Annotated in this window: 27 protein-coding genes, 2 other RNA genes and 1 pseudogene; 17 read left to right on the top strand and 13 right to left on the bottom strand. The window is 61.7% G+C overall.

What is annotated here, in order from left to right:
- Positions 1-100: 100 nt before the first annotated feature.
- From RQH86_RS18290 to RQH86_RS18300, 3 genes are all read left to right on the top strand, one after another.
- Positions 101-391, top strand: a complete 291-nt coding sequence (locus tag RQH86_RS18290; RefSeq protein WP_311239211.1) for a HigA family addiction module antitoxin — start codon at positions 101-103, stop codon at positions 389-391.
- Between the two features lie 148 nt (positions 392-539).
- Positions 540-1,016 carry a hypothetical protein gene (locus tag RQH86_RS18295; protein ID WP_311239212.1) on the top strand — a complete coding sequence of 159 codons (477 nt, stop codon included), beginning with the start codon at positions 540-542 and terminating at the stop codon, positions 1,014-1,016.
- A 194-nt stretch (positions 1,017-1,210) separates the two neighbouring features.
- Positions 1,211-1,405, top strand: a complete 195-nt coding sequence (locus RQH86_RS18300) for a hypothetical protein (protein WP_311239213.1) — start codon at positions 1,211-1,213, stop codon at positions 1,403-1,405.
- A gap of 426 nt (positions 1,406-1,831) precedes the next feature.
- On the opposite strand, the gene RQH86_RS18305 is transcribed toward RQH86_RS18300, so the two are convergent.
- Positions 1,832-2,164: a hypothetical protein gene (locus RQH86_RS18305; protein ID WP_055852432.1), complete on the bottom strand. Its 333-nt coding sequence runs from the start codon at positions 2,162-2,164 to the stop codon at positions 1,832-1,834.
- Between the two features lie 279 nt (positions 2,165-2,443).
- Here RQH86_RS18305 and RQH86_RS18310 point away from each other — a divergent pair, with 279 nt between their 5' ends.
- The 4 genes from RQH86_RS18310 (at position 2,444) to RQH86_RS18325 (ending at position 5,583) form a co-directional block, all read left to right on the top strand.
- Positions 2,444-3,598 (top strand): Imm63 family immunity protein, encoded by a 1,155-nt coding sequence (locus RQH86_RS18310; protein ID WP_311239214.1) that lies wholly within the window; start codon positions 2,444-2,446, stop codon positions 3,596-3,598.
- A 66-nt stretch (positions 3,599-3,664) separates the two neighbouring features.
- Positions 3,665-4,222, top strand: a complete 558-nt coding sequence (locus tag RQH86_RS18315) for a hypothetical protein (RefSeq protein WP_311239215.1) — start codon at positions 3,665-3,667, stop codon at positions 4,220-4,222.
- A gap of 624 nt (positions 4,223-4,846) precedes the next feature.
- Positions 4,847-4,923, top strand: a non-coding RNA gene (locus RQH86_RS18320) — sX9 sRNA.
- Positions 4,924-5,034: 111 nt separating this feature from the next.
- A complete protein-coding gene (locus RQH86_RS18325) occupies positions 5,035-5,583 on the top strand; it encodes a hypothetical protein (RefSeq protein WP_311239241.1) in 549 nt (182 codons plus the stop codon).
- Positions 5,584-5,718: 135 nt separating this feature from the next.
- Here RQH86_RS18325 and RQH86_RS18330 read toward each other — a convergent pair.
- The 3 genes and pseudogenes from RQH86_RS18330 to RQH86_RS18340 form a co-directional block, all read right to left on the bottom strand.
- A pseudogene (locus tag RQH86_RS18330) lies at positions 5,719-5,868 on the bottom strand (leucine zipper domain-containing protein); the annotation flags it as partial.
- 82 nt (positions 5,869-5,950) lie between these two features.
- Complete coding sequence (locus tag RQH86_RS18335; RefSeq protein ID WP_311239216.1) at positions 5,951-6,529, bottom strand: SMI1/KNR4 family protein; 579 nt, start codon at positions 6,527-6,529, stop codon at positions 5,951-5,953.
- 146 nt (positions 6,530-6,675) lie between these two features.
- Complete coding sequence (locus RQH86_RS18340) at positions 6,676-7,512, bottom strand: restriction endonuclease (protein WP_311239242.1); 837 nt, start codon at positions 7,510-7,512, stop codon at positions 6,676-6,678.
- 836 nt (positions 7,513-8,348) lie between these two features.
- Between RQH86_RS18340 and RQH86_RS18345 the strand changes: the two genes are divergently transcribed.
- Both RQH86_RS18345 and RQH86_RS18350 read left to right on the top strand, forming a co-directional pair.
- Positions 8,349-9,419 carry a pectate lyase gene (locus tag RQH86_RS18345; protein WP_311239217.1) on the top strand — a complete coding sequence of 357 codons (1,071 nt, stop codon included), beginning with the start codon at positions 8,349-8,351 and terminating at the stop codon, positions 9,417-9,419.
- Between the two features lie 238 nt (positions 9,420-9,657).
- Positions 9,658-10,554, top strand: coding sequence for a pseudouridine synthase (locus RQH86_RS18350; RefSeq protein ID WP_311239218.1), 897 nt, complete (start codon positions 9,658-9,660; stop codon positions 10,552-10,554).
- A gap of 24 nt (positions 10,555-10,578) precedes the next feature.
- Here RQH86_RS18350 and RQH86_RS18355 read toward each other — a convergent pair whose 3' ends face one another.
- Entirely contained in the window at positions 10,579-10,824 is a 246-nt protein-coding gene (locus RQH86_RS18355; protein WP_115552350.1) for a helix-turn-helix transcriptional regulator, read from the bottom strand.
- Between the two features lie 111 nt (positions 10,825-10,935).
- On the opposite strand from RQH86_RS18355, the gene RQH86_RS18360 reads away from it, so the two are divergent.
- A complete protein-coding gene (locus RQH86_RS18360) occupies positions 10,936-11,217 on the top strand; it encodes a hypothetical protein (RefSeq protein ID WP_311239219.1) in 282 nt (93 codons plus the stop codon).
- A gap of 52 nt (positions 11,218-11,269) precedes the next feature.
- Here the strand turns inward: RQH86_RS18360 and RQH86_RS18365 are convergent, their stop codons facing one another.
- From RQH86_RS18365 to RQH86_RS18375, 3 genes are all read right to left on the bottom strand, one after another.
- On the bottom strand, positions 11,270-12,586 hold the full coding sequence (locus tag RQH86_RS18365) for an XVIPCD domain-containing protein (RefSeq protein ID WP_311239220.1): 1,317 nt from the start codon (positions 12,584-12,586) through the stop codon (positions 11,270-11,272).
- 28 nt (positions 12,587-12,614) lie between these two features.
- Positions 12,615-13,373 carry a hypothetical protein gene (locus tag RQH86_RS18370; protein WP_311239243.1) on the bottom strand — a complete coding sequence of 253 codons (759 nt, stop codon included), beginning with the start codon at positions 13,371-13,373 and terminating at the stop codon, positions 12,615-12,617.
- Between the two features lie 205 nt (positions 13,374-13,578).
- Positions 13,579-14,010: a hypothetical protein gene (locus tag RQH86_RS18375; protein WP_211287747.1), complete on the bottom strand. Its 432-nt coding sequence runs from the start codon at positions 14,008-14,010 to the stop codon at positions 13,579-13,581.
- A gap of 231 nt (positions 14,011-14,241) precedes the next feature.
- Between RQH86_RS18375 and RQH86_RS18380 the strand changes: the two genes are divergently transcribed.
- Positions 14,242-14,643 carry an antitoxin Xre/MbcA/ParS toxin-binding domain-containing protein gene (locus tag RQH86_RS18380; RefSeq protein WP_311239221.1) on the top strand — a complete coding sequence of 134 codons (402 nt, stop codon included), beginning with the start codon at positions 14,242-14,244 and terminating at the stop codon, positions 14,641-14,643.
- A gap of 72 nt (positions 14,644-14,715) precedes the next feature.
- Positions 14,716-15,147 carry an energy transducer TonB gene (locus RQH86_RS18385; RefSeq protein ID WP_311239222.1) on the top strand — a complete coding sequence of 144 codons (432 nt, stop codon included), beginning with the start codon at positions 14,716-14,718 and terminating at the stop codon, positions 15,145-15,147.
- Positions 15,148-15,326: 179 nt separating this feature from the next.
- On the opposite strand, the gene RQH86_RS18390 is transcribed toward RQH86_RS18385, so the two are convergent.
- Positions 15,327-16,934, bottom strand: coding sequence for an alpha/beta hydrolase-fold protein (locus RQH86_RS18390; protein WP_311239223.1), 1,608 nt, complete (start codon positions 16,932-16,934; stop codon positions 15,327-15,329).
- Between the two features lie 663 nt (positions 16,935-17,597).
- On the opposite strand from RQH86_RS18390, the gene RQH86_RS18395 reads away from it, so the two are divergent.
- Complete coding sequence (locus RQH86_RS18395) at positions 17,598-18,104, top strand: hypothetical protein (RefSeq protein ID WP_311239244.1); 507 nt, start codon at positions 17,598-17,600, stop codon at positions 18,102-18,104.
- A gap of 102 nt (positions 18,105-18,206) precedes the next feature.
- Positions 18,207-18,283: non-coding RNA, sX9 sRNA (locus RQH86_RS18400), on the top strand.
- 129 nt (positions 18,284-18,412) lie between these two features.
- Here RQH86_RS18400 and RQH86_RS18405 read toward each other — a convergent pair.
- Positions 18,413-19,525: a type II toxin-antitoxin system RelE/ParE family toxin gene (locus RQH86_RS18405; RefSeq protein WP_311239224.1), complete on the bottom strand. Its 1,113-nt coding sequence runs from the start codon at positions 19,523-19,525 to the stop codon at positions 18,413-18,415.
- Entirely contained in the window at positions 19,512-19,718 is a 207-nt protein-coding gene (locus tag RQH86_RS18410) for a hypothetical protein (protein ID WP_055852407.1), read from the bottom strand. The genes RQH86_RS18405 and RQH86_RS18410 overlap by 14 nt, the downstream gene beginning before the upstream one ends.
- Positions 19,719-19,967: 249 nt before the next feature.
- On the opposite strand from RQH86_RS18410, the gene RQH86_RS18415 reads away from it, so the two are divergent.
- On the top strand, positions 19,968-20,492 hold the full coding sequence (locus RQH86_RS18415; RefSeq protein ID WP_311239225.1) for a hypothetical protein: 525 nt from the start codon (positions 19,968-19,970) through the stop codon (positions 20,490-20,492).
- A gap of 33 nt (positions 20,493-20,525) precedes the next feature.
- Here the strand turns inward: RQH86_RS18415 and RQH86_RS18420 are convergent, their stop codons facing one another.
- Both RQH86_RS18420 and RQH86_RS18425 read right to left on the bottom strand, forming a co-directional pair.
- Positions 20,526-21,791, bottom strand: coding sequence for a phospholipase D-like domain-containing protein (locus RQH86_RS18420; RefSeq protein ID WP_311239226.1), 1,266 nt, complete (start codon positions 21,789-21,791; stop codon positions 20,526-20,528).
- Between the two features lie 168 nt (positions 21,792-21,959).
- Positions 21,960-22,508 (bottom strand): RNA 2'-phosphotransferase, encoded by a 549-nt coding sequence (locus RQH86_RS18425; RefSeq protein WP_311239227.1) that lies wholly within the window; start codon positions 22,506-22,508, stop codon positions 21,960-21,962.
- Between the two features lie 333 nt (positions 22,509-22,841).
- Between RQH86_RS18425 and RQH86_RS18430 the strand changes: the two genes are divergently transcribed.
- Entirely contained in the window at positions 22,842-23,393 is a 552-nt protein-coding gene (locus RQH86_RS18430; protein WP_311239228.1) for a YdeI/OmpD-associated family protein, read from the top strand.
- 113 nt (positions 23,394-23,506) lie between these two features.
- Positions 23,507-24,868, top strand: a complete 1,362-nt coding sequence (locus RQH86_RS18435) for an MFS transporter (RefSeq protein ID WP_055852391.1) — start codon at positions 23,507-23,509, stop codon at positions 24,866-24,868.
- The last annotated feature ends 219 nt before the right edge of the window (positions 24,869-25,087 follow it).

Here is a 25,087-nt window from a genome sequence, read left to right on the forward strand (position 1 = left end):
TTATTCGAAATTTTCGAATAACTGCCGCCGACGGCAAGAGCTACGACACCAAGCACTAAAATCGCGGCGATCATCGCCACTGAGCACGAGGCATCTGTCCATGACAGTCCTACCCAACATCCACCCTGGCGAAATCCTGCTTGAAGAGTTCCTGGAGCCGATGAGCATCAGTCAGAACGCACTGGCGCGCGCCACCGGCGTGTCGCCGCGTCGTATCAACGAGATCGTGCTGGGCAAGCGCGGCATCACCGCCGACACCGCCGTGCGCCTGGCTGCAGCGCTGGGCACGACCGAGCGCTTCTGGCTGGGCCTGCAAGCCGATTACGAGCTGGAACAAGCGCACCGCACGCTGGGTGATCTGCCGTCACGGATCAAGCGGTTGGCGGCGTGATACGCGTTTTTTCGGCATGCCACGCTAAGCGCGCAACCAGAGCAGGCTAACGAATCTGGTCTGACCGTTGCGCGGCAAGGCAGCACTGCCTGCTGCAACGCTTGGCTGTTGTAGGCAGTAATCAATTCTAGGAACAGGACCAAAACCGATGGACCGACGTCGTCGCAAACGGACGGAGCGCTACTGGGCGCGGGCAGAAGCCAAAGCACATGCTGCGGTCGACCGCTTGGATCCGGAAAGCTGGTTCGATCTGTGGCATACGCATGTGGACTGGAATGGCCGCGGCCACTCCTCTGTTGAGCATCGGCAGATGGTCAATGCGGTTGCAGTGCGTGTGCTGTGCTACCTGGAGACACGTCTGGCGCATCGTGGTGCAGCGGTGCAACTGTGGGCTGACCTCAGTCCGGACACGATGGATACCGGCATCTACGCGCACTCTGCCAACCCGAACGGTACGACCTTCCCCGCGACCTTTCCCAACCTGGATTGGCAGCAGGCTCTGCCTAGGGCGGTCGCAGCGATACTGCCCGCCACGCATCGGGCCGGCACCGCGTCATGCGACGGCAGTACCTGGTACGTCGTGCAGCGTCAGCCCGATGCGGCCGGCACGGGGGGCCGCCAATGAATTCCACCGACAAAGCCCATCGCACCGCAACGCTTTATGCAGTCGGTGCCCGTCAGCCGCGGAGAGCGAAGCCGCCTGTCACCGGCGCCACCTAACGCCTGGCGCACGCCTGCTTCGGGTGCCGCAGAAGTCTCAAGATTGCGCCGCGCGACCAGGTGGCCCCGTGCCCTGGCTGCGGCAAAGCGCTGTGCGTGATGGGCCGCTCTTTCAAGGCGCCGCCGGCCCGCAACCATGCGCAGTGGATCAAGGTCGAGCGGCTGTACCGCGCGGGCTTTCGGTTCTTCATTTACCGCAGCCACCTGTGCGCTCCGCTGCCCGCCAAGCTGTCGGAGGTGGATCACTTCATCCGTGAGCATGCTACGCACCCGTTACGCCTGGGCGGTGCTTGAAGCCCCTGGTACAGCGCTTCTCTCAAAACGCGAGGTCAGGCGATCCACCTGACCCCGTTTTGCCGTCTGGCAGGCCGGGCGGCTTACTTGCCCTTCTTTTCCTGCTTGGCCGCGCGCTTTTCTTTCAGCGTCTTGGCCGGCTCTTTCTTCTGGCTCTTCTTCTGGTCCATCCCCTTGCTCATGACACCCTCGTAGTTGCTGGATTGATCGGTCGGGCAGCGCCATGACCCTGGCGTGCCTGCGCACTTTACGGCTTGTGCGCCCTGGAGTGGGAGGGGGGAGCGAGGCCGGGGGACAAGCGGCGTGTCAGGCGAAGCATTTTCAAGGAGCGGCGCCGGCAACTCCCACAGCGGCCGGCAGCCCCAGAACGCAAAACGCCCGCGTGCGACGGTCACCGTCTGCACGCGGGCGCTGGCGGCAACGGCCTTACTTGGCCGGCACGCGCTGGTACTGCTCGCCGCCGGTGTTGAGGTGGCCATTGGTCTCATCGATGGCGAAGTTCACCGTCTCGCCATCGTTGGTGACCTGCAGCGCCCCGTCCTTGTAGACGGCCGGGTAGCTCTCGGTCTTGGGCTTGCGGCTGAAGAACTTCGGCGTGGTGCTGCGGACCATGAAGGTCTCGCCATTACGCGCGATGTCCATCGTCTCTTCCTGCGTCTGCACGTTGACCCAGTGGCCGACGAACTTCTCGCCCTCCACCTTGGCGCAACCAGTCACCAGCAACGCCGCGGCCAGCGCGGTACCCATCCACTTCATCATCGTGCGTTCTCCAGTTGAGGCTGGGGCGAGGATGGCGGGTGGGGGATGTACGGGAGGTCAAGAGTCAGGTGTGCTCTCTAGGCCATAGGCCTGGCCGTACTCAGCGCACAACTGAACTATGCTTTCGCCGAATCTGAGCGCGTCTCAAAGCGGTTCTAACCTCACAACCCTGAGAGGTCGACCGGTAAATTTTTTTTTCCTGCCACCAGCCCTAGTGAACTACGCTGAATCGTCGAAAACATAGGGCGTTCCGATCAAAAACCATACGAAAGGCATCAAGTGATCCCTCAGTTGCCGCCACATGAGTCGGAGCCATTAGTAGCACTGCGTGCGCAATTCAAAGCGATTTGCCTTGTCCTCGGTAGTAACAGGAACCTCTTCACCATTGCACAGCCTGATGGCGCAGCCCATGTGGAATTTCATGATGGCCTCTATCACTACGTTATTGTCGAACGTGGCACGAAATTTCAGCATCGAACCACCTCAGACCCGGACGAAGTACTTTATTGGTTGACATCCAACGTGGTCGGCGAAGTAGCAAGCACTTATGAAGTTCAAAACCGCAACCCGCTGCAAGACAGCCGTCGCATCATGTTTGCAAAACATGAGGAGCTGATGTCGGCGTTACATGCGCACTGGGGCGAACGAAGCAGGTACGAGCACGAAAAGATCCTAGAGCAATATCCCTTCGATGACCGTGGATCAGGAAGCAGAGTTTCACAAGACGGTAGTCAGCCAAGGCGAGTGAATTGGGAGCGCATCGCACGCATAAGCCTGCTGCTGTCGCTACTAGTTGTACTCACATTAGCCGTAAAACCAGTGGTTTCCTGTCTCATGGGATTGGCCGGACAGCCTGCGCTACAGCAGCAAGCTGCAAGTCTGTCGCCGCAGGACCTGATCCGTATCTGGACAGCGATCGCTGATCAGCCGTATCCCGGTGGTCCGTCTTTGCCAAAGTACGGAGGAGCTGATGCGGTTACAAAACGTAAACCCGTGATGCTGCTTGATCGATCTACCCAGACTTGCCCCGGCGGTAGAGAGGAGCAGATGTGCGCTTCGAATCTGGATCAAGCATTGCTTTCATCTCCTGCTGTACGTGCATTCGTATCAGCACAGGCGCGACAGGCGCTATTGCTGGCAAATGCGGCTCAAGTGCAGGTACGGTTGCCAGAAAGTACCTACATCCACGGGGCATCCACCGATCACGTCAACGCGGTGCTGACGGATATCAACTGGCCCGCGTTCTATAAGGCCTACCCGGGAACGGCCGGATATCTACAACTCAGTGTGCCAGTCGTTGTCGATGGATCCCATTCGCTCGTATATGCCGAACAGCGTTGTCATGGACGGTGTGGCACGGGAATGCTCTATCTCCTTGCACGCACAGAGAAAGGATGGAAGATCGCCAAACAGCTTGAGCTATGGGTAAGCTGAGACGATATTGAAGCTGCCGCCAAGATGGGTCTCTCAGGTGCCACCGCCATGATTAAAAGAATAATGATGCGTATGGGCCTCCCTCACTTGAATCCATCTATCGCCTTTTCTGCAGTGCTTTGTATTTCTATGGCGGGATGCACGTCGCCTGCACGGGCAGTTGCGTCGCAGCGCGAGTCGACGCACCACGAAGAGCAATCTGCTCCTGTTGATTGTCCTTCCACGAATTTCGAAACGTTCCTTGAGCGCTATGCCGACTCTGCAGATGACAGTGTGCGCCGCCGCTTTACGGATGATCCGTTGGAATACGAGGTGCCAACCTATACGGTAGAGGATATTACCGATTCGTCTCCTCTTACGCACATCTCTAAAATACGAGGGAACGCCCGTTTTGAGTTTTTCTCTTATCGTTATTTCAGGAACGTCAAAGCTTTCGACCAGATCGATCCTGGAGAAGTAAATCCGAAGCCGAAAGGCGATGCCGGATTCCCTTTTGCCATCGAGGCTGGGGTAGGGGGTGATCACACCGTCTCCTTCGGCATGGAGTACGAAATAGATTCGTATCTATTCAAGCGCAGCAAGGACTGTTGGCGCCTAACGCGTGTGATCAATTTAAGAGACTGACAAGGAGTTGGCACACCCGAAGGAGAAATCGTCGGTTAGCGATGTTCTGTGATCATGGATACCGACATCGGGCGCTTACAGTCATCGCGATTACGCGACACACTTGTCATTGTCCGGCTGGAGTGGCTTGGACGGTCGCTGGTGGAATTGCTCGAAACATGAAAATGGGTCAAAGCAGGCATAGTTCACTCCTGCTCTGAGACCGAACAGGTCATGAACCTTTGTCTCGCAGGCGCATGATGGTCCGACGGGAAGTCATGAGTTTCCTCGCGATGGTCGAAACACGCGTCCCCACTTTGGGGTCGGTTCCGGCCAGGAGCGTCGTTGTTCTGCAGTGAATGGTGAGACGCATCTTCACGTGTCGAGTTCGCGGGCAGATGATGACGAACGGATTCATCGCAGTCGTCGAGCCGACCAGGGTGCTCATCTCACCCATTGCCTAACAGCTCGGAAGAGGCAGGCTTGGTGTTCTCGATGAGGTCGGTTAGGTTTGCCTGGAAACAGTGCGCTTGAAGGCCATCATCCGGACTCGCGTGGACGTCACTCCGGCATTCGTCTCGGTGGACGCAGCCATGCGCAGGATGTCCAACGCCGCAACGTCCGGCTGGAGCGAAACTGACACTCATGTACCACGCGTACACTACGGTTCTGAGTAAGTCGTCCACATCCACCTGACGACTGCTCGCGACGTTTTCTTAGCCGCTCTAAAGACGCGGGCTTCATGGATCAGCCAGGTTGCGCAATAGCGTTGAGGAAGTGACATGAACATATATCGGCTTGCGTGCGCTGTTTCTCTCTCTGTGCTCTTGCTCATGGCCACCAGCGGCTGTGCAAAGCAGCCGAAGTTGTCATCCCGGTTGATTGTGACGGTCGACGCGCCGATGCTGGAAAAAGGAGGCGCCGTTATCGTTTTGGCGCGTCCGATGGCAGAGCACGAGTGGCGGCTGCTTGAGGGGGTGAAGTCAAACAACGCCGGGTATGAAAAAGAATTTCAAATCAACGTGACGTCACCGGCATCCATTGTCGAGTTGCGTTACCCGGAAACCGGCACCTATAGTTTCAAACTGCAGTCTGCAGAAGAGAAGAAAACCGGCCCTCTGCAATCACGGCGTGTTTTGATTGGCCAGGCCGACGTGATAGATCCCGAGACCAAAAAACACGTGCATTGGTCTTCGATCAATGTTGTCCATATCAGTGGCACGACGTACCCGGAAGGATGGGCGCGAATTTTGGCGTCGACCTTTGATGAGGCGTTCAAAAGCGATGCTCCAGACACCTATGTCGTTGCCAGATTTCCTGCCGGACGCTTGATTTCTCTCACTCCCAATGCGATCGGTACTTATGTCAGGGACACCCACTAAGCAAGGTCTGGACACTCTGCCAGACGTCTCCAACGCCGGAAGAACGTGGTCAGGTGCAATTTTCAAGTCAACCTGAATCCGTTCCTGGTGCTGAGAGCGAGAGGAGCGGCCATGCATGCCGGTCTCTCACAGGAGGCGGTAGCGCGCCAGCCATTGACTGGCTGTGCGCACGCTCACGCCGCTTGCCCGGGCGGCATCTTCGGGACGCAGACCCTCCACGAGAATACGCTTGGCCAACAGGGCTCGATCTCGCGGCGTCAAGCGGGCATGTTTATTTAAGTTCATCCGGACTCTTGAGACTGAGTTGATAGGGTAACTCCCATCTTCCTGATCGGCCCCGGATGAACTACCTACTGAGAGATGACAGCTAGCGCACCGTAACCTTTGGATATCTCGCTTTCAGTTCCTCTAGTGTTCCAACGCCAGCCATAAATTCTGTAAAATTTTCGCCGACTAGGGCGACATTATTCCAGTCATAATCCGCGCTCCCAAATGTCTTTTTCTTCAGATCCGAAATATAATAAATCCTGCCGAAGCTTTCTGGTCTCAAATCTATTAGAAATGTACAATAATTATCGTAATTTGTCGCAATCATATGTGCGGGGATGCGCGGCCCGACATTGTTAAGTGTTTGATGCGGTTTCGATAAAACTTTCGTTGCCCCTATAGTGTGTCTTGCGCTAGAAATCATGCCAAAATCGGCATCAATGATCTCCTTTCCGGGATACTGGCAGTGAAAGTATCGGACGCCAGTCTTGACCGATCCAGAGACATCTCCATATTCTAAAAGAAAGCTTTTATAATCTAGAGGTAGAGTTCCGCCAGCCAGAGCTTCGAGCTCTTGAACCGCAGCAGGGTCCGGTGATAGATGAAACTCAGGGTTTGCATTTTTGATGAGCAACCAATTCTGATATAGCCCGGGATTAACAGTCTTCAAATCAAACATGGTATCTCAAAAAAATATGTCTTCGATGGATCGAAACCCGTATTGGGCGACGTTATTGTGTATTGATCTGTCTAAAGTAAAACGGAATCAGATTCTGAGGTATCCCTACGTTTAGACCACCAGCGGAAAAACGGTGTCAGGGTCACTCAAGCAGTTCCTCTGCACGTCGGAAACTGGCTGCATCCGAGAAAGTTCTCGCTGGTGCGCCGGTTCCTTCTCTGCACAAGCGCGCTGCCGCAGCGCGGGCAGCTTGGTGTGGCGATAGTTGTAGAGGCAGTGGAATCAGTGGAAGCGAAAATAGGTTCGACGCGTGCTGCATGTGGCGTCGGTTGCGCTGCAGCGTGTAGTTGCACCGCTCGTATCATCTCCAACAGTAGCTCGCCGCCAATCAATTCAATCGGCTTGCCTTGGGCGAAGTGCTCTGCATCCTTGGTGTAGCTGCCGATACAGACGATCTTGACCGCGTGAGCCTGGTGATGGGCGAGCAGGCCGAACATTTCGCGTACGACGCTGACGCCGACCTGCTGGCGCTTCCATTGCTTGCATTGCACCAGCGTGCGGCGGCCGTCCTTGCGCAGGATCAGGTCGATGCCGCCGTCGGGGCCGCCCAGGCCGGTTTCTTCGACGCTATAGCCCTGGCGGCGAAAGGCTTCGCCAACCAATAGTTCGAACTGGCGCCAGCCGCCGGCCGCCAGGCTCTCCAGCGTTGTGCGTGTTTCCAGAAAGCGTCGCCGGCTGCGTGTGCCGAGGTAGGAGAACAACGCGGCGAGCCAGCAGATGCCGAGCAGCATCCACGCCAAGGGCGCGAACATGCCATTCGATTGTTGGGCAATGCCTTGCGACAGCATCCCGCCGTGCTGAGAGAACCACCAGGCGATGCCGTAGCGCACTGCGAGATACGCGGCGATTCCTGCAACGAAGGCGGCTGGCCACGGCAATGCGGCCAACGCTTCAAATCCGCTCTGTTTCTTTCTGCGTCCCATGCAAGAACCCCCGTTCCAAGTTCGACCATAGCTGCTGAGACGTGTTTTGTCAGCAGAGCGCTCCTGCCGATGCGAACAATGGTCCATCAACGATCTGCGCGATGCGCGCGGTCGAAGAAATACAAAATTGTTCACCAAGAGCTTGAGCTCGCTTATGCGTCTGGCCGCGCTCTTGCGCGTGCAGGTATGGGATGCGACCAATCCGGTGCAGTCGATCTTGGTGTGAGCGTTGTCTGCCAACGCATCGTATGGGTATGGCTCGAACCTCTTCCTCCGCGATCGGAGAGAGAGACATCCTGCAGAGAGAATCGGCACGGCAAAGCGCGATCCCATTGCATGAAGCGGCTGTGGACGCCACGGCCAAAGCCAGCGTCGGCAAGTTGTAAGCAGACGGTCTTCGAAGTGTCTTTTTTTTGACGCCGTACACGTCCCAACAGCGCGCGTTGCGATGCAGGCGCTGTGCGTTTTGCGCAATGTCTTCAACGTTGTCCCAATGGCTCGGGTGACATGCGTCGGCGCATTGTGGATTTGTGTGCATGCCATCACCCGCGATGGGTTCGCTGCGCAGCAAAACGCAACACACGCGCAATTTATAAGTGAATATTCGTTTGCGGTTGAGTCTGTTTTGCTAGATTTCGCCCGCCATCGCGGCACCCTGCAATAACAGCGGTGTTGCCGATGGCCAGCATGCCTGCCGTCTTCGTCTTGCGACGTGCGTGCGGCAGGCAATCTCTTGCATGCGTCATGGGGACAACATGAAGATCGAATCGAGCAAGACTCTTGCGCGAAGTGGGATGCTGCGCGCCGTTTGTGGTGCGTGCCTGTGTGTGGCAAGCATGGCGGCGTCAGCCGATCCTGCGCGTGAGGTGGCCAGCACCGGGTGGGCAACGCAAAATGGTGGGACGCGTGGCGGCAGCGCAGCGGCGCTGGCAGATACGTTCGTGGTCGCCGATGCCGATGCGCTCAGGACGGCGTTGCGCGCATCGGTCGGTGCGGGCGGACGCCTGATCTATGTGCAAGGCGTCATCGACGTCAGTGGCGGTGTGGCCTATGCCACCAAGGCCGAAATGAAGCAGCGCGCGCGCTTGGAAATTCCTGCCAAAACTACGCTGATCGGGGTGGGAGCCGATGCCTGGATCATCGAAGGCTATCTGCTGGTCAAGAGCAACGATGTCATCCTGCGCAACCTCAACATCGAAAACCCCTGGGATCCGGAGCCGCTGTGGGATCCGACCGACGGCAAGCTGGGCAACTGGAATTCAGAGTTCGATGGCCTGACCATCGACGGTGCCAGCAATGTATGGATCGACCATATGGTGTTCACCGATGGACGCCGGCTGGATGATCGCAACGAAGTCGCCAATGGCCGCCATGTGCAACATCACGATGGTGCGCTGGACGTCAAGAATGGCGCCAACTACGTGACCATCTCGCACACGTTTTTCGATCACCACGAGAAGAACACGCTGATTGGCTCCACCGACAAGACCGACCGTGGCGATGTGGGCAAGTTGAAGGTCACCATCCACGATTCGCTGTTCAACGCGGTGGCATCACGCGGCCCGCGTGGGCGTTATGGCCAGATCCACCTGTTCAACAATCTGCACCTGGGCGACAAGGCCGATCCGGACTATCCGTTCAACTATGCGCATGGTGTGGCGATCCAGTCGGCGATTTTGTCGGAGAACAACACCTTCCTGGTGGGCGGCGCCAGTGGCTGCAAGGATGTGGTGCAGGACATCGGTGGCGGCAGGTATGTCGATCATGGTTCGCAGGTCAACGGCGTGCCCATGGCCTGCACACTCAACACGGCGATCGGCTGGAAGCCGCCGTATGCGTATGCGCTGCTGCCGACGTCGGAGGTGCCAGCCGCAGTGCTGGCAGACGTAGGAACCGGGCTGCTGTAGCGGCATGCGGCGCAGGCACGGGCCTGCGCCGCATGCATGGTGTCGATGCATGCGTCGGGATGAGCGCGCGCCACATGCAGGCCAGCAAGCCAGGCGCCAGGGGATGCGTTGTCCACCAACGCGCAGCTTGGAGATCGCTTGGGCATTCCCTGATCAGTGAGGCAGGCACGTTGCAGTGATAGTCGGTGCGGCAAGGTACGATCCCATTCAATTGTTTGAGTGCGCTGCCGCCATCGCTATGTCCGCTCCCCGTCCGACCCTCGATGGCATTCCTGCCAGCCAGTTCCAGCTGCCGTCCGGCCCGTGGCACACGGTGTTGGAGGCGCTATGTGCGGGCTTTCCTGGCGTGGCGGCTGAGACGTGGCGCGATCGCTTCGCGCGTGGACGCGTGCTGGATGACCAGCAGCAGGCATTGGATGTCGCCACGCCGTATCGGCTTGGCGCGGAGATCTATTATTTTCGCGAAGTCGCGGATGAGCCGATCATCACGGCAACGGAAACAGTGGTGCACGCCGACGCACACGTGGTCGTTGCCTGCAAGCCGCACTTCCTGCCCGTGGTGCCGGCCGGTGCGTACGTGCGTCAGACGCTGTTGACCCGGTTGGTGCAGCGCCTGGACAACCCGGCGCTTGTACCGCTGCACCGCATCGATCGCGATACCGCCGGGCTGGTGCTGTTCTCGGCCAACCCGGGCACGCGCGGGATCTACCAGGCGTTGTTTCGCGAGCGACGCATTCGCAAGCACTATCTGGCGGTGGCACCGCCGCTGCCGGGGCTGACGTTTCCGTATGTGCATCGCAGCCGGCTTGAGCCGGGCGAGCCGTTCTTTCGCATGCGCGAGTGCGTGGGCGAACCGAATAGCGAGACGGTGATCGATGTGGTTGCGCGCGGCGCAGACGCGTGGACCTATCGGTTGGAGCCTGTCACCGGGCGCAAGCATCAGTTACGCGTGCATATGGCCGCGCTGGGCGCACCGATCCTGCATGACCGCTTCTATCCCGATCTGGAAGACCAGCGGCCAGATGATCCAGAACGGCCGTTGCAACTGTTCGCGCAGACGCTGGCATTCGATGACCCGCTCACGGGGGAGCCGAGGCACTTCACCGCGACAGTCGCGCCGAACAGTCATGAGTGACCCAACAAGCGCTGGTTCGACGCGTTATTTCAGTTCCTTCTCGAAATCGCTAACGAACTTCGTCAGTGAGGTTCCGCAGGCGTTGCAGAAGTCGCGTAACTGGAGAAGATCCATCCGGCGACTGCCTCGCTCGACGTCACTCACATACGACTGTGGACGCTCAAGTGCTGTGCTCAAGGCAACCTGCGTCAACCCAGCGGAGAGGCGCAGCTCGCGCAGTTGCTGTAGCAGAATGTCGTAATGGTCTTTGTGGATCGACTTGATTGGCATGGCGGCAACGTTGATAGGCCGCACTGAAGCTATATCCCCTTTTCAAATATCTGAAAAAGGGATAAATTTGGCATGCGGACATCTTGTCCGCTCACGTCGAGGACGGATGCCATGACGACTTCGAAAACCCGCAAAACCGCCATGCTACGGACGCAGCAAGAGCCCTTTACGTTCGGCGTCACCGTCGCGCAGATCGATCAGTTCCACACGCTGCTGCGCACGATCACCGCGCAGAGCGACATGGTGGCGGTGTGCAGCGGCAAGCCATTGGATGCCACCAGTCTGTCGGTGCTGGGCGAGAACATTTTCAATGCCGCACGCGCGGTGCGCGTGGTCGTCGACCAGATCCACGCGCAGCGGCTGGACGATTGCAGGGCCGATCCACTCGGCTGACGGGGACTGCAGGACGTCGGTGCGCTGCGCGTATCGGCGCAGATCACCAGCACTAACCGGACAGCGTGCGTGCGCCGTGGCTCGGGGCGTCCTGCTGCTGTGCCAACGTCTGTGCGGTCTGCAACTGCTGCTGACGCTGTTCGACTTGCGCCAGCTCGCGGAACGAGGTTTCCACCGGTGTTCCAACTGCCTGTTCGGTCGGCATGTGCGCGCGCAGGTGGGCGGGGTCCTTTGGATCGCCTTGGACGACGAACACGTTGTGACCGGCCTGGGTGTGGCCGGTGGTCGTGCTCAGCAGCACGTGGTCCACGCGTTGTAGCCCATTGGCTGCCGCAAGCGTGGTCAGGCTAGCTTTCATACAAGCGCTGCTTTGGTCCGGCTGCCGCCCGAGTTGTTGGTCCAGTGCGTCCACCCCTGCACTGCATTGTTGGTGCAAGGCGAACCGAGGGTGGCCCGGTTGGTCGGGTGTCGCCGCCGCGAGTGCAACCGGCCCGGTCGTGTTGGCAGGTACATGTTCGGAAAGCAGATACGGGCTGCGTACGATCGGTAGGTGGCGGTACGGGTCATCGGGATGAAAATTGCCGCGTAGTTCCTGACGCTCCAGGCGAAGTTGCCGTGTTTCGTTGAGGTCACGAAGTTGTTTCGCATCGTGAATCGGCTGGTAAGACGTTTGATCACCGACGGAGGTGACGTTGGTCCATTCGCCGGAGCGCCTGTCATAGACCGCATGGAAATTCTCGGCCCCAATGCGGTCTGGATCGGTGTTGGGCAGTGCCTGCGTTGCCAGCGTTCTTGCCATGCCCATACGCGACATGTACGACGCCGCATCCAGAGCTTCGTCGTTATAGGTGTGCGCAGTGTCCCAGCTGGTTGCGCGCATACGCGACAGGCCAAGCGCACTGTTGTCCAACATCATTGTCCAAGCTTTCTCCGCCTCGCCCTCGCCGCCGTGGCGCCGCGCTGCTTGCAGAAACTCGCGCGGTGTCCAGGCGTTGGGGTCGATCTGGTGCGACTGGAATGTGCGGTCATGTACATCTTGTACATCCCGAACGGGAAGGTTGAGTGCAATATCCGGGTGCCCGGCATCCAGCTGACTCCGACGTTCGCCCAGATCGCGCCGCATGAGCTCGACGCCAAACTGGTTCCACTGCCGCTCGCTCATGCGCACGTCTCCGTCGCGTGCGCGGTTGTCGGCAAAAATGTTAGCGGTCGCTCCAGGGGCGTTGTCGTTGCGCACCACACCTAACGCAAGCAAGCCGTAGCCGTCGTTGCCCTCTTTGTGGGCGAGGTAGTTCCAATACAGCTCCCGATTCTCTTCGCGCGCATAGGCAGAAAGAATCCGAAGATCGTCTTGCGTCAGTCCTGGCATGCATCAACTCCTTGTTGCCAGCCGGCGCTCAAGTGCCGGCTGGGGCGGCCATAAATTCTTGCAGTGCGTTTCGTGCGCGGTCCTGGATCTTCTTCCAGTCCTTCAAGGCAACACGCACGTAGTCGATCTCTACGGCGACCTTTAGTTCTGGAATGACAAAGATGTGCTCGCAGCCGGGAAGTTCACGCTCGGCGCTACGGACAAGCTTGCCTGCGCGGTGCTCCACGCCCGACTGCTCGACCTCGCGGGAAGTGCACTTGATGATGGTGTCGATGTTCCCTTGTGCATCGCGGCTCACATACCAATCCTTGTAGTAGCTTGCGTCCATGATGGAATTGGACGGTTTCAGCCCTTGCGCTAGATAGTGCTCGCGGTACGCAGCGACGTTGGCGTAGTAAGGCGTGAGCCCATCTTTTTCCTCGCCCCTGATGCGCGTGTTGATATCCGCTTCGGGCGTGTCCTGTTCTGTGCCGTCCGGGGTGTACTGCCGCTGCAGGAAAGCAGCGGGGTCGACCCGGTCGAGATAGCGGTAGCCAATATTGACGGTGCGGGTGGCGACATCCAGTTTCAGATGTGCGCGCTCGCCGGGAGAAAACGCGTTGAGATCCGGATACTCCAAATACAGCCCAAAGCTGCCATCGAAGTTCGGCCCCATCTGGTCATCGAAGTAATTGGCGGGAATATGCAGCTTGTATGGGCCCAGGCATGCTTCCATCACCGGCGGTGGCTGGGTGCCGGGGTCTTGCGGGCCGCCACGTTGCCTCACACATCCTTGTTCGTTGGTCATGGTGCTGGCGCCTTTTTGTGGTGCGCTGCAGCCCGGGATGGAGAAGCCCAATGCCATGAGCGCAAGGCCGGCCAGGGCCAATGGGTGTCTCATGCATCCTCCTGTGCAGCGTGCTGGAGTCGAGTCCAGGCAGAGCCCAAACTGCAAGCGACGGCGTTGCGTTGCGTGCAGCCGGGCGAATCGGTACCGCTACCGCGCGTCAGCCTCAACGCACCTTGTACAACACCGCCGCACCGGGCCGTGGCTCGAACATCGGCACGGTCTGCTGCTTGAGTGCGGTGCCCTTGGCGTCCCACACCAGCGTTTCGACCGGGTAGTCGTCCTTGCGGGTCATCGTGTCGATCTGCTTGACGATCACGGTCTTGCCGGCGGGTACTTCCGGGTTCCAGGCGAACACGCCCAGGCGGCCATAGAACACGGCCGGGGCGGTGGCATCCAGGCGGCGGTCGGGGCACATCACCAGGCCACGCTCCAGCATCACGCGCAGCGCGCCGACGGGCACGGCCTTGACGGTGGGGCTGGTGCGCTCGGTGCTGTGGCCGGGGCAGACATTGGCCGAGCGGGTGATCATGTCTTCGGCGACTTGCCGGTCGGATTGGGCCAGCGCCGGTACGGCGGTGGTGGACAGGGCAAGCAGGGCAACGGCGGACTTCCAGTTCATCGGCGACTCCTCATGAGATGACACTCCAGAAACGGCGGCCCGGTTCACCCGGCGCCACCAGCAACGCGCCCAGATGCTAGCAAGGCGGTTGTTAAAGACTGCCGATGGCAATGCCGGCTGACTGACGCAGCGGCTGTCGGGAGACTCCTGATTGAGCGCGGCTAGCCGCACCGTTAGCGTGCGCGCTAGACACTGCCGGACTGCACCGTGGAACGCGCCAACCTGATCGACTCACTGCTCATTGGCATGCGCCGGGCCGAAGCCCTGCGCGCGCAGCCGTCCAGCTACAGCACCGCGCACAGCGCGCAGATGGCGGTCGATCACGGCAAGGCCGCCGACGCCGAGCTGGTGCTGTCGCTGTTCAAATTCAGCCCGGAGCATCTCAAGTTGCTGGGCGGTGCCGGGATCGAGGCGCTGGGCGAGATCGTGTGCCACGCCTGGGCACTGCACGGCGGCAATAACGAGGCGCTGATCCGCTGGTTTCGCGAACCGATGAACGCGCTGGATGGCCAGACCCCCGCCGCATTGGTCCGCTCCGGCAGCCTCAAGGTGCTGCTGCTGGTGTTGCGCCAGCAGATGGAGTGGGAGCTGCCAAAGCGCTCGGCGTAATGTCACCAGCATTCGAAATGCGTCGCCGGCCAATTGCTGCGGCTTCGATACCAATAATCAGGACTATCCCGGTTGTCTAGAAAATCGTTAGCGGTCTATGCGGTGATGTTGATGATCGCCTCAAGCGGCCTTGTCGAAGCACAGGATGTGCAGCCATCAACTCAGGTCAATTCCCATGCGCGTGCTCCTGTCGCACTGCGTACGCCTGTTCCTCGCTACCCTATACGTCTTCTTCTGACGGGAGTGGGTGGCGAAGCAAAAGTGCGATTCTGGGTGGAACAGGACGGAACCGTGACTAATCCGTTCCTTCATAACAGCAGTGGGAGTGCTGAGCTGGACAAGGTAGCGACCGATGGCGTGCTTGTTTGGCAATATGCCCCTGCATTGAACAACGAGGGTCGGCCCGTCAGAAGCCAAATGCAGGTAACTATCGGTTTTGATCCGACCAACGACCTCAGCCCGGAGCAGGTCGAAGCAAGCTTGAAGCGCTTGAAGTCGAAATAGCTTGATTCAGCAGAGGCGGGGATCGAACACTTGGTGCGCGCATGCGCCAGGCCAGTTCCACCAGCCAGGCGATCTGCGGCATGCAACAACCGCAGCGATCGCCAAACCGGTTACTCCGGCCGCACGTGGCGGCTACGGCCGGCGCGCCAATCGGCGTGCGGGTGCGTGCAGTGGCGCACTTACTGCTTCGGTCGCGCCACTGCGTACATTTCCGCGGCGATCTTCTTCATCAGGGCGTTGCCGTCGTCGCCTTCCTTGTACAGGTCGAAGTGGCTACGGCCTTCCAGATAGCGGAAGTCGCTCTTGGCGCCCAGGCCGTCCAGCACCGACTGGAATTTATGCGCCGCGCCGTCCAGGTAGAACGTGTCGGCGGTGCCGACAATCAGGTGGATCTTGCCGTCCAGGTCCGGCTTGAGCGTGGGCCACTGCGCGGCCACGCGGGCGGCGATGTCGTAATGCGTGCGCCAGTAGGCCGCCACGACCGGGTCGACCTTGCCGGTGTCGCGGTCGAACATCGGCACCGGGCGGCCGTCGGCGCCGCGCGGGGAGAACACCCATTCGAATGAGGTGAGCTGGCCGCCGTACGGGCCGAGCACGCGTTCGAGCTTGGCGAAGGTTTCCAGCTCGGCCACCACCTTGCCCCCATCGCGGACCAGCGGGAACTGGCTGCCGTCGGGGCGCCGGTAGACGTTGGCATTGGGCGCGTACAGATCCGGGCCGGTGAAGTCGCGGAAGTCGCTGGAATCGGGCGAGGTAGACCAGGTGCCGCCGAACAGTTTGGGGTAGCGCGTCTGCAGCCACAGCGTGGCCCAGCCGCCGGAGGAGTGCCCGGTCAAGAATCGGCCGCTGGCCTTGCCGTCCATCTTGTACTGGCGCTCCAGTGCCGGGATCAGCTCTTCGGTCAGTGCGGTGCCCCAGGGGCCGTTGTTGACCGAGTCGGCGAACTCGTGGGTGCCGGTGGGCGTGGCCTGATCCAGAAACACCCAGATCATCGGCGGCATCTGCTTGGCCGCCATCGCGCTCCAGGTGGCGGCGATGCTACCGGCAAAGCGGTTGTAGTTGCCGCCGAAGCCGTGGGTGACATACACGGTGGGGTAGCGCGTGCGGGCCTTGGCGTCATAGCCGGGTGGGGTGAGCACGCGTGCGCGCAGCGAGACCGGCCGGCCCCAGAACGCGCTCAGCGACGGGCTCACCATCGAGGCATCGGTGGTGTGCAGCTTGGCTTCGGGCACGGCATCGCGCACAGCCTGCGGTGCGCGTGGCGACACCTGCCACGGGTCGTCCGAGACGGGCACTTTTGTGCTGAGCGTCAGTGCCGGCAGCGCTTCGCCTTTGCCCAGGGTGACCGGCGTCACCGCGCTCAGCAGGTCGCCGCCATCGCGGCCGCTGTAGCCATAGCTGTGGTCCGGGTCCAGCACGGCCTGGAACAGATAGGCACCGGCCGGCAGCGCAGAGAACCCGTTCGGGTAGGCGATGTTGTCCAGATCGATCTGCACGCTGGCCCCCGGCGCTAGCCCGGCAACCTCCTGCGCGGCCACCGTGGTGGCACTGGGACGGAACGGGTTGGTATCCACCGCCTCCACCTTGCCATCCTTGGCCTGCGCCTGCGCGTCCTTGGCCAGGGTGGCGAACACCAGTAGCCGCCCGGAAACCGGCTGGTCGGTGGCGCCGCCCAGGGTGACGCGCAGCAGGCGATGGGCCGCTGCCGGTGCGGCGGCGTGCGCGCAGCAGGCGCACAACAGGCCAACGGCCAGCCCAAGGCGAGGTGCAAGACGATGCAGAGACATGCGGATCCTTTGAGACGCAGATGGATGGAGTGGGCGTGGCGGCCCTGGGCGGACTGTAGCCAGTTTGCAGCGGGCTGCGGGCTCTGAGTGCGATGTCAGGTCAACGGATCCGATCTGCCTGCCCTGTAACCCTGTGCGGCCGCGCTGGCCAGCGTCGGCAACCGGGTGGCCTGACGGGAGTGCACGCAGGTTGCGGCGTGCAGTGATTCCATCGCTACGGCCCTGGATTTTCGGTATCGGTGGATCACTGAGATTGGAAACAGATCCGACCTTCTGTCGGGTTGAAAATAGGCGATGCATCACGCATCGAAGTTAATGAGACGATTTGTCGGGTTGTGAAACGACCGCTCTCCAAGATCGCTATATCAAGCGTTTCTCATCGTGCCGAGTGACATATTCGCTAGAGCATGCGTTGGCGAGAATCGTGAGATCGAGATTGGAATCAAACGAGAACGTAAACCGACGGTTTTTGTTTGGATGGCTGAGTGAGACATGTCACCTGTGCGGGATGCGCAGGGAACGTCGGGATGAACATGTTCGTCATGCCAGGCAACGCCGCCAATGCGCGTCCAGTGCCATTAGCCCGCTTCAGACTCAGGAGTTTTCGACATGCATCAAACACTCAGCCTTTCTCGCCAACTCGTCGCATGCAGTGCGTTACTGCTGACGACAGCCATGTGCATGGAAGCGGCTATGGCGGCGCCGGTCAGCAACACCGAGCGGGTCACCTTGACCCATGTCTTCGCCACGCTGCAGAGCGGGCAGGAAGACAAGAAGCCGGAAGACATTGCCGCATGTCGTAAGCAGGTTGCGGCGCCGAGTTCCAAGTATCTGGGGATGGTGGTCACCACCACGTATTCCATCGATGCGCAGTCCCTGATCATGACCGCCTCGTCGTCGCTTCCCTCACCCGTCGCGACACAGCCGCTGATGCTGACGGTGCCGCTGTCCCCGTTGGGGTTGTCTGGCGAGTATGCCTTCGGCGCGTTTCGCCCGAGCGCGTTGCCCAATACCTATGTGCTGTTTTCGACCGGGCTGAATTTCAAGGGCCCCAAGTCATCGGTGCTCGTCCTCAACAGCGACAAGCCCTATAACTGCCTAGTCACCAGCGATCCGGCGCCGTTCACTGGAAAACTGGGCACCCAGCTGGGCAAAGACCAGGGGCGCTGATCTGCGCGACGTGCGAATTGCCGCCGAACGCGCTGACTAAGGGCAGCTAAAAACCCTACGGTGCTCACCGCCAGGCGGGCGCGGCCGGTGCTCGGAAGCGGCATGTACCACCCGTACATTCCGGTTCTGAGCGCGCCGTCCACACCCACCTGACGACTGCTCGCTACGTTGTGTTAGCCGCTCTAAATGGTTGGCGCGTTCGGTTGCGGTGTGCTGGCGATGGGCAACGCTGCCGCGGTTTTCGGTGAGCGTTTCTGGAGCACAGCGGGATTGCCTGCCGACATGTGTGGCAGACACAGATCCACGCATTACCGATACGGCCCCGGCCCGCGCCAGACTGGTTCGCCCTGGCGGTAGACCTCCATCATGTTGATGACCTCGCGGGCGTCGCCGATGTTCTTCAATTCCAGCGAATCCGGCGGCAGCAGGCGGCATTTGCTGGAGCCGCGTTTGAGCGCGACATCCAGCGGGCAGACCATGCGTTGCTGGGTGCCGGGCAGGATGATGGCGATCTCCTGCATGCCCTGTTCCTTCCACGCGCGCAGCTGGGTTTCGCTGCGCACGTCGTAATAGACCTGGAAGCCGCCGATATCCATGCTGGGCTGGGCGTTGCTGCGGTCGCGGCGGCGGCCTTCGCTGATGGTAGGCGTGTTGGCGCTGCCGTCTTCGGCGGCATCGGCCGGTTCGTCGAGCATGCCCGGTGGGCGGCCGGTCCAGGTTTCGGGGCGGCGCTGCGGCGGCGATGACGGTTCGGCCGGCGGTTGCGGCGGGGTGGGGCGCTGCACCGGTTGTGCACGGCGCTGCTCGGCCAGGCTGCCGCGGCGGGTATTGCCTTGCGGCGGCACCGGGTTCTTGGCGTTCTGGACCAGCGTGGATTGCAGCGGCGAGGCGGCCGGCGGCGGCTGCACCGGCGCAGGGGTCTGCGAGGGCGGTGTGGGCGTCGGGGAGGGCGTGGGTTGCTGCGGCTGATCGGTGTCGCCGACAAAATCCACCTTGGTGCGGCCACCGCTGGCCGAGCCTTGCGGCGGGGTCATGCTGGGGGTGGAGGCGGACAGCAGGATCAGCAGCATCAGCACATGCAGCAGCGCGCTGATCAGCGCGGCGATCCACGGCTCGATACGTTCGATCAGCGGTTCGCTGCGAGGCAGCCAGTCGCTGGGGTCCAGATGGACGTGCAGCAGTTGCAGCGCGTCGTCGCGCACGCGGTAAACCAGCACGTAGGGCGTGTGCTTGACCACCCACTCGCGCGTACCGGGCACGCGGCCGGCGTGGCCACGCCCGGGCTGCTCGGCCAGGGTGCGGGTGGCGTCCAGCACATGCCGCGCCATCGCCGCGGCAATGGTCGGGTTGAGCGCGTGGTAGTGATCCTGGGCGTGGGCGAGCTGCTTGGCGGCCGGGACGGTCCAGTCACGCCGCAACATCAACGCCCCATCTGGCGAACAGTGCGGTGACCTGGGCCGGTGCGGTGATGGCGCCCTGGTCGGCTGCGGCAATCCCGTCCAGCACCGCGGCCTGGAAGCTGGCCGCCCCCACGACGCGCACCACGTCCTGCCAGTCTGCCGTGTCGGGCAGCGTATCGATCAGCGTCTGGGCGTGGTGCTTGATGGCGGACATGGCACTGCGGTGGGGGAGTACTGCTGGCAAGTCTACCGCCGCGGCCTTGATCCGCGTGTGGCAATGGCTGGCGTGCGCGCGCGCGGCGTTCACCGGAGGCGGTGGCACCGGCGATCGGGAGAGCGACGCACCCAGGAGCCGGCCGCCGTGAAATACGCCGCCGGCCGCAGAAAGTGACACTTGGCACCTTGTTCGCGGTGCCGGCGGGTTTCATCCTGCAGCCGTCACTGCACCCACACAGGATTGGTCATGCCCGCTGCTGCCATCGCACCGTTTACCCCGTACCTGTCGATGGCGGCCATCGCCTTCATTTACTACCGGCGCATCCGCCGCAGCTTCGGTCGCCAGCAGTGGAAGCCGGTGGGCACTGCGGTGCGTGCGGCCGTGCTGGTCGCCGCCGCCGCCGCACTGGCGTTTGCGGTCTACGGATTACCGCAGGTGCGGCTGGGCGTTGCGCTGGGAACGGCGGCCGGGATCGGGCTGGGCGCGTTGTCGCTGCGTTACACGCACGCCGAATGGGTGGACGGCCGCGGCTGGTATACGCCCAATCCATGGATCGGCGGTGCGTTGATGCTGGTGCTGCTGGGCCGGTTGGCCTGGCGCTGGGGTTCCGGTGCTTTCAGCGAGGGTGCGGCCGCTGCCGGGTCGCAGGCCAGCCCGCTGACCTTGGGCATTGCCGCCGCACTGGTGCTGTATTCGCTGGTGCACGCGGGCGGGGTGTGGTGGCGCCTACGCCAGCTGCGGTTGCAGGCCGCGGCTTCCGCAGTGGTGTGAGCCGGTGCGGTGCGCGGCATCGGTGGCGCTGCATCACACCTGCGAACGGAACGGGAACACCAGTTTTTCGCCCAGCTTCTGCCGCAGCGGCCGCGCCCGCCAGCGTTCCAGCGTGTACTGCTCGGCGCGTTGCAGGTCGCGATCGAATACCTCGGTCATGCGCGCGGCCAGCGTGGCGTCGTAGACATTCAGGCTGGCCTCGTCGTTGAGGCGGAACGAGCGGATGTCGAAGTTGGTCGAGCCCACCGACACCAGCAAGGTGTCGATGATCAGCAGTTTGGTGTGCAGCATGGTGGGCCGGTATTCGTGGATCTCGATGCCGGCCTGCAGCAGCGGCTCCCAGCTGGCCTTGGACGCCAGCCGCACCGACACCGCATCGATATGTTTGCCCGGCAGCAGCACGCGGATCTTGACGCCACGGCTGCGCGCCTCCAGCAGCGAGCGGGTGATCAGCGCATCCGGCACGAAGTACGCCGCGGCCAGATCGATGGACGTGCGTGCCGCGGCAATGGCGATCAGATACATCAGGTGCATGCTCTCGCTGCCGCCGGCCGGCGAGGCCACGAACAGCTGCGCATCGCTGTCGCCGGCTGTCGCCAGCTGCGGGTAGTACTCGGCGCCGTTGAGCACGCGGCCTGTGGTCTTGATCCAGTTGTCGTTGAAGGCGGCCTGCACCTGCGCCACCACCGGGCCTTCGATGCGGTAATGCGAGTCGCGCCAATGCTCCGGGTCCTGCGCATCGCCCATCCATTGATCGGCCACGCCCACACCGCCGGTAAAGCCGATGCGGCCATCGATCACCAGCAACTTGCGATGGGTGCGGTTGTTGACGCGGTGCAGGTTGTACCAGGTCAGCGGACGGTAGCGGTGCACTTCCACGCCGGCGTCGGTCATCTCTTCGACCAGCGACGGGTCCATCTTCAAACTGCCGCCCCAATCGATGGTGACGCGCACCTTGACGCCGGCCCGCGCGCGATCGGACAGCGCCTCGCTGAACTCGCGGCCGATCTCGCCCGACCAGTAGATGTAGGTTTCGAAGGTGATGGTGCGCTGCGCACCGCGGATGGCGGCCAGCATCGCCGGAAAGATCTCGTGGCCGTTCTGCAGCACCTCGATCTTGTTGCCGGGCAGGATCGCCGGCCCCAGCAACACCGACATCTCGCGCTTGAACTGCGGGTCCGAAACGTCGTAGCAATGGCCCGGAATATGCTCGAGCTTCTTCTCAGGTGTGGCGAAGTTGAGCAGCAGCAGCCCCACCAGCAAGGTGATGACGACGGTGGCCACGATGATCCATGTCATGCATCCAACTCCGATTCCCCTGCCACTGCGGCCACAAGCGGCCGGCATTCTGCCAAGGCGCGCGGCATGGGGGTTGTGAAGGCAGGCGCGTGCGCTGCGCTGCGAGGCACTGCGGCGGTGCCGTGCCACATGCCGCTGCGCTCAGCGGCAGTTGCCGGCCTGCGCGCGTCAGCTCGCCTGGGTCAGAAACGCCACCGGTACCGCGTCGATGAGCCACACGCCATTGTCGGCTTCAAAAAACCGCAGGCCCTGGTCATGCATCTGTCCGGCCTGGACGATCAGCAAGACCGGCGTGCCATAGCGGGCGCCCACGTGCATGGCGGTCTGCGGATCGGCGGACAGATGCACATGGTGGCGCTGGCCCGGGCGCAGGCCTTCGCGCAGGATCGCGTCGAGAAACCGCGTTGCGGTGCCGTGGTACAGCAGCGTCGGCGGTGTCTTTGCCACGTGCGCAAGCGCCACGCTCGCCGTCGAATGACCCTGCACTGCACGGATGCGCAGGCCGTCGGTAGACAGCGCAAAGCGCTGCTTGTCGCTGCTGGAGACCACCGCGCCGATCAGCTCCGCATCCAGCGCCTTGCCGTGGACATTGGCTGCCGCAATCAACGCGTCGATGTCTGCCCAGCCGTCGCGATCCAGCGTCAGCCCGATGGATTCCGGTGCATGCCGCAAGACGTAGCTGAGGAATTTACTGGTCTCGGTGTGATGCTTGCTCATGGTGATTGCGCTGGACGATCCGTGTGCCCCGGACGCTGGAGTTTACAGGTGGGGATGGAGGTGGCTGCCTGAGCGCCGGGCAGGTGCGTCTGGTGCGGCGGTTATGCAGTGCGTCCGTTTCTCGTGCGGCGTCCGCGCGTCTTCTGGCCAGTCGCTGCATGTCATGAGGAGCTCGCCGCTTTGCGACGAAGCTGCAGACGCATCGATCGCGAGCTACAGCTTGCACCGCCATCTATCTGCGTCGCAGTGTGGGCGATCGGCCTCTACAGGCGCCCGCAACGCGCGCACTGCGCGGCAGCGAACGCGATCCCATGCAGTGCTATCGTCCGCGCCATGGTCAAGCCAGCCGACACCATCCGCTTCAAGGCGGCGCTGCTGCAACCGGCAGCGCCGGCCGATGCCACATGGCTGTTTCTGCAGCTGCCCGCGACGGCAAGCAACAAGCTGCCGTCGCGCAGCATGGTGACCACTGCGGGCACGTTTGCCGGGCATCCAGTGCAGGCGACGTTGCAGCCGGACGGGCAGGGTGGGCATTGGCTCAAGGTGGATCGCGCGCTGCAGCGTGCTGCCGGGGTTGCCGCTGGCGAGACGGTGGCGCTGGACATCGCGCCGGTTGCCGAAGAACCCGAGCCGGTGCTGCCGGACGATCTGCATGCCGCGTTGGCCGCGCAGCCAAACGCGCGGGCCACCTGGGACGCCATCACGGCAGTGGCGCGGCGCGACTGGATCTTCTGGGTCACCTCGGGCAAGAAGGCCGACACGCGGATCAAGCGCATTGCCACTGCCTGCGACATGCTCGCCTCCGGCAAGCGGCGTGCGTGCTGTTTCGACCGGTCGGGGATGTACGGCAAATCGCTTGCGGCGCCAACGCCCAAAGCGGGCTGAAGCGGGCGCGCGGCAGCCGGGTCTGCGGGTGTATATGCGCCGAAATGCTTACATGCGTCACACAAGTGCGCACCTATACTCCCAGGCTGCCCCACCGAAGAGGTTCTGACCGCATGAGCGCACCCCCCTCGTCTCCGATCGCCGCCGGTTCTGGCGCAGCACCCGGTAGCCTTCGCCGCTCGGTGTCCAATACGCTCAAGGGATCGGCCGGCAACCTGGTCGAGTGGTACGACGTCTACGTCTACTCGGTATTTGCCACCTATTTCGAATCGCAGTTTTTTTCCAAGGAAGACAAGAACGCCACGATGTTTGTGTGGGCGATCTTTGCGATGACGTTTTTGATGCGGCCGATCGGTGCTTGGTACTTCGGTCGCTTTGCCGACCGCTACGGCCGGCGGTTGGCGTTGACGATCTCGGTGTCGATGATGGCGCTGTGCTCGTTCGTGATCGCGGTAACGCCGACGGTGGCCACCATTGGTATTGCCGCGCCGATCATCCTGTTGTTGGCGCGCCTGGTACAGGGCTTTGCGACCGGTGGCGAATACGGCACCAGCGCGACCTACATGTCCGAGGCGGCGATTCCGGGCCGACGCGGGTTCTTGTCGTCGTTCCATTACGTCACCCTGGTGGGCGGGCACGTGCTGGCGCAGACCACCTTGCTGGTGATGCTGCACTTCTTCGATGCCTCGCAGGTGTCCGAATGGGGCTGGCGTGTGGCGTTCGGCCTGGGCGGTATCGGTGCGCTGGTGGTGTTCTGGTTGCGTCAGACCATGGACGAATCGCTGAGCTCTGAATCCATCGCCGATTCGCGCACCGGCAAGGCCAAGGCGTCCGGCTCGATGCGCGAGCTGTTCGTCAATCAATGGCGCCCGCTGTTGCTGTGCTTCTTGATCACTGCCGGTGGCACCATCGCGTTCTACACCTATTCGGTGACCGGCCCGAAGATGATCCAGACCGCGTTCGCCGGTGGCGACGTGATGGCCGGCACCATCATCAACCTGGTTGCGCTGACGGTGCTGATGCTGATGCAGCCGGTGGGCGGTTGGCTGTCGGATATCGTGGGGCGCAAGACCTTGCTGGTGTTCTTCGGCATCGGCGGCGTGCTGTACACCTGGTTCCTGGTGACCGAGCTACCCAAGCAGACCGACTGGTTGACCGCATTCGCGATCCTCACCGTGGGCTTTGTGATCCTGACCGGCTACACCTCGATCAATGCGGTGGTGAAGGCGGAATTGTTCCCCACCCATGTGCGCGCGCTGGGCGTTGGCCTGGGCTATGCGCTGGCGAACTCCGCGTTTGGTGGCACCGCGCCGTTGCTGTATCAGGCCTCGTTGAAGACCGGTCACGTGAGCGAGTTTGTGATCTACGCAACCGCGGTGATTGCGGTGTCGTTGGTGGTCTATATGTTCTTCCTGACCAACAAGGGCAGCAACTGGCTGGATGACGAAGCGGCGATGCGTCAGCGCAAGCGGTGATGTGTTGATGCAACCGCAAGCTTGATAGCTAGCTCCCTTCTCCCTTCGGGAGAAGGTGCCCGAAGGGCGGATGAGGGGCGCCTCAGGCGACTAGCATGCCAGCCATGGTGAACGCGTCGCCACGCGTCGCCAAGGTGAAGCATCGATATTGCGGTCGTGCATTGGGACACCCCAACCCCCGCGCCCCGGCCCGCGCCAGCAGCGCGGGCGCTCCAAGGC

The sequence above is a fragment of the Xanthomonas sp. WCS2018Noco2-27 genome, from assembly GCF_031843525.1.
GTDB lineage: Bacteria > Pseudomonadota > Gammaproteobacteria > Xanthomonadales > Xanthomonadaceae > Xanthomonas.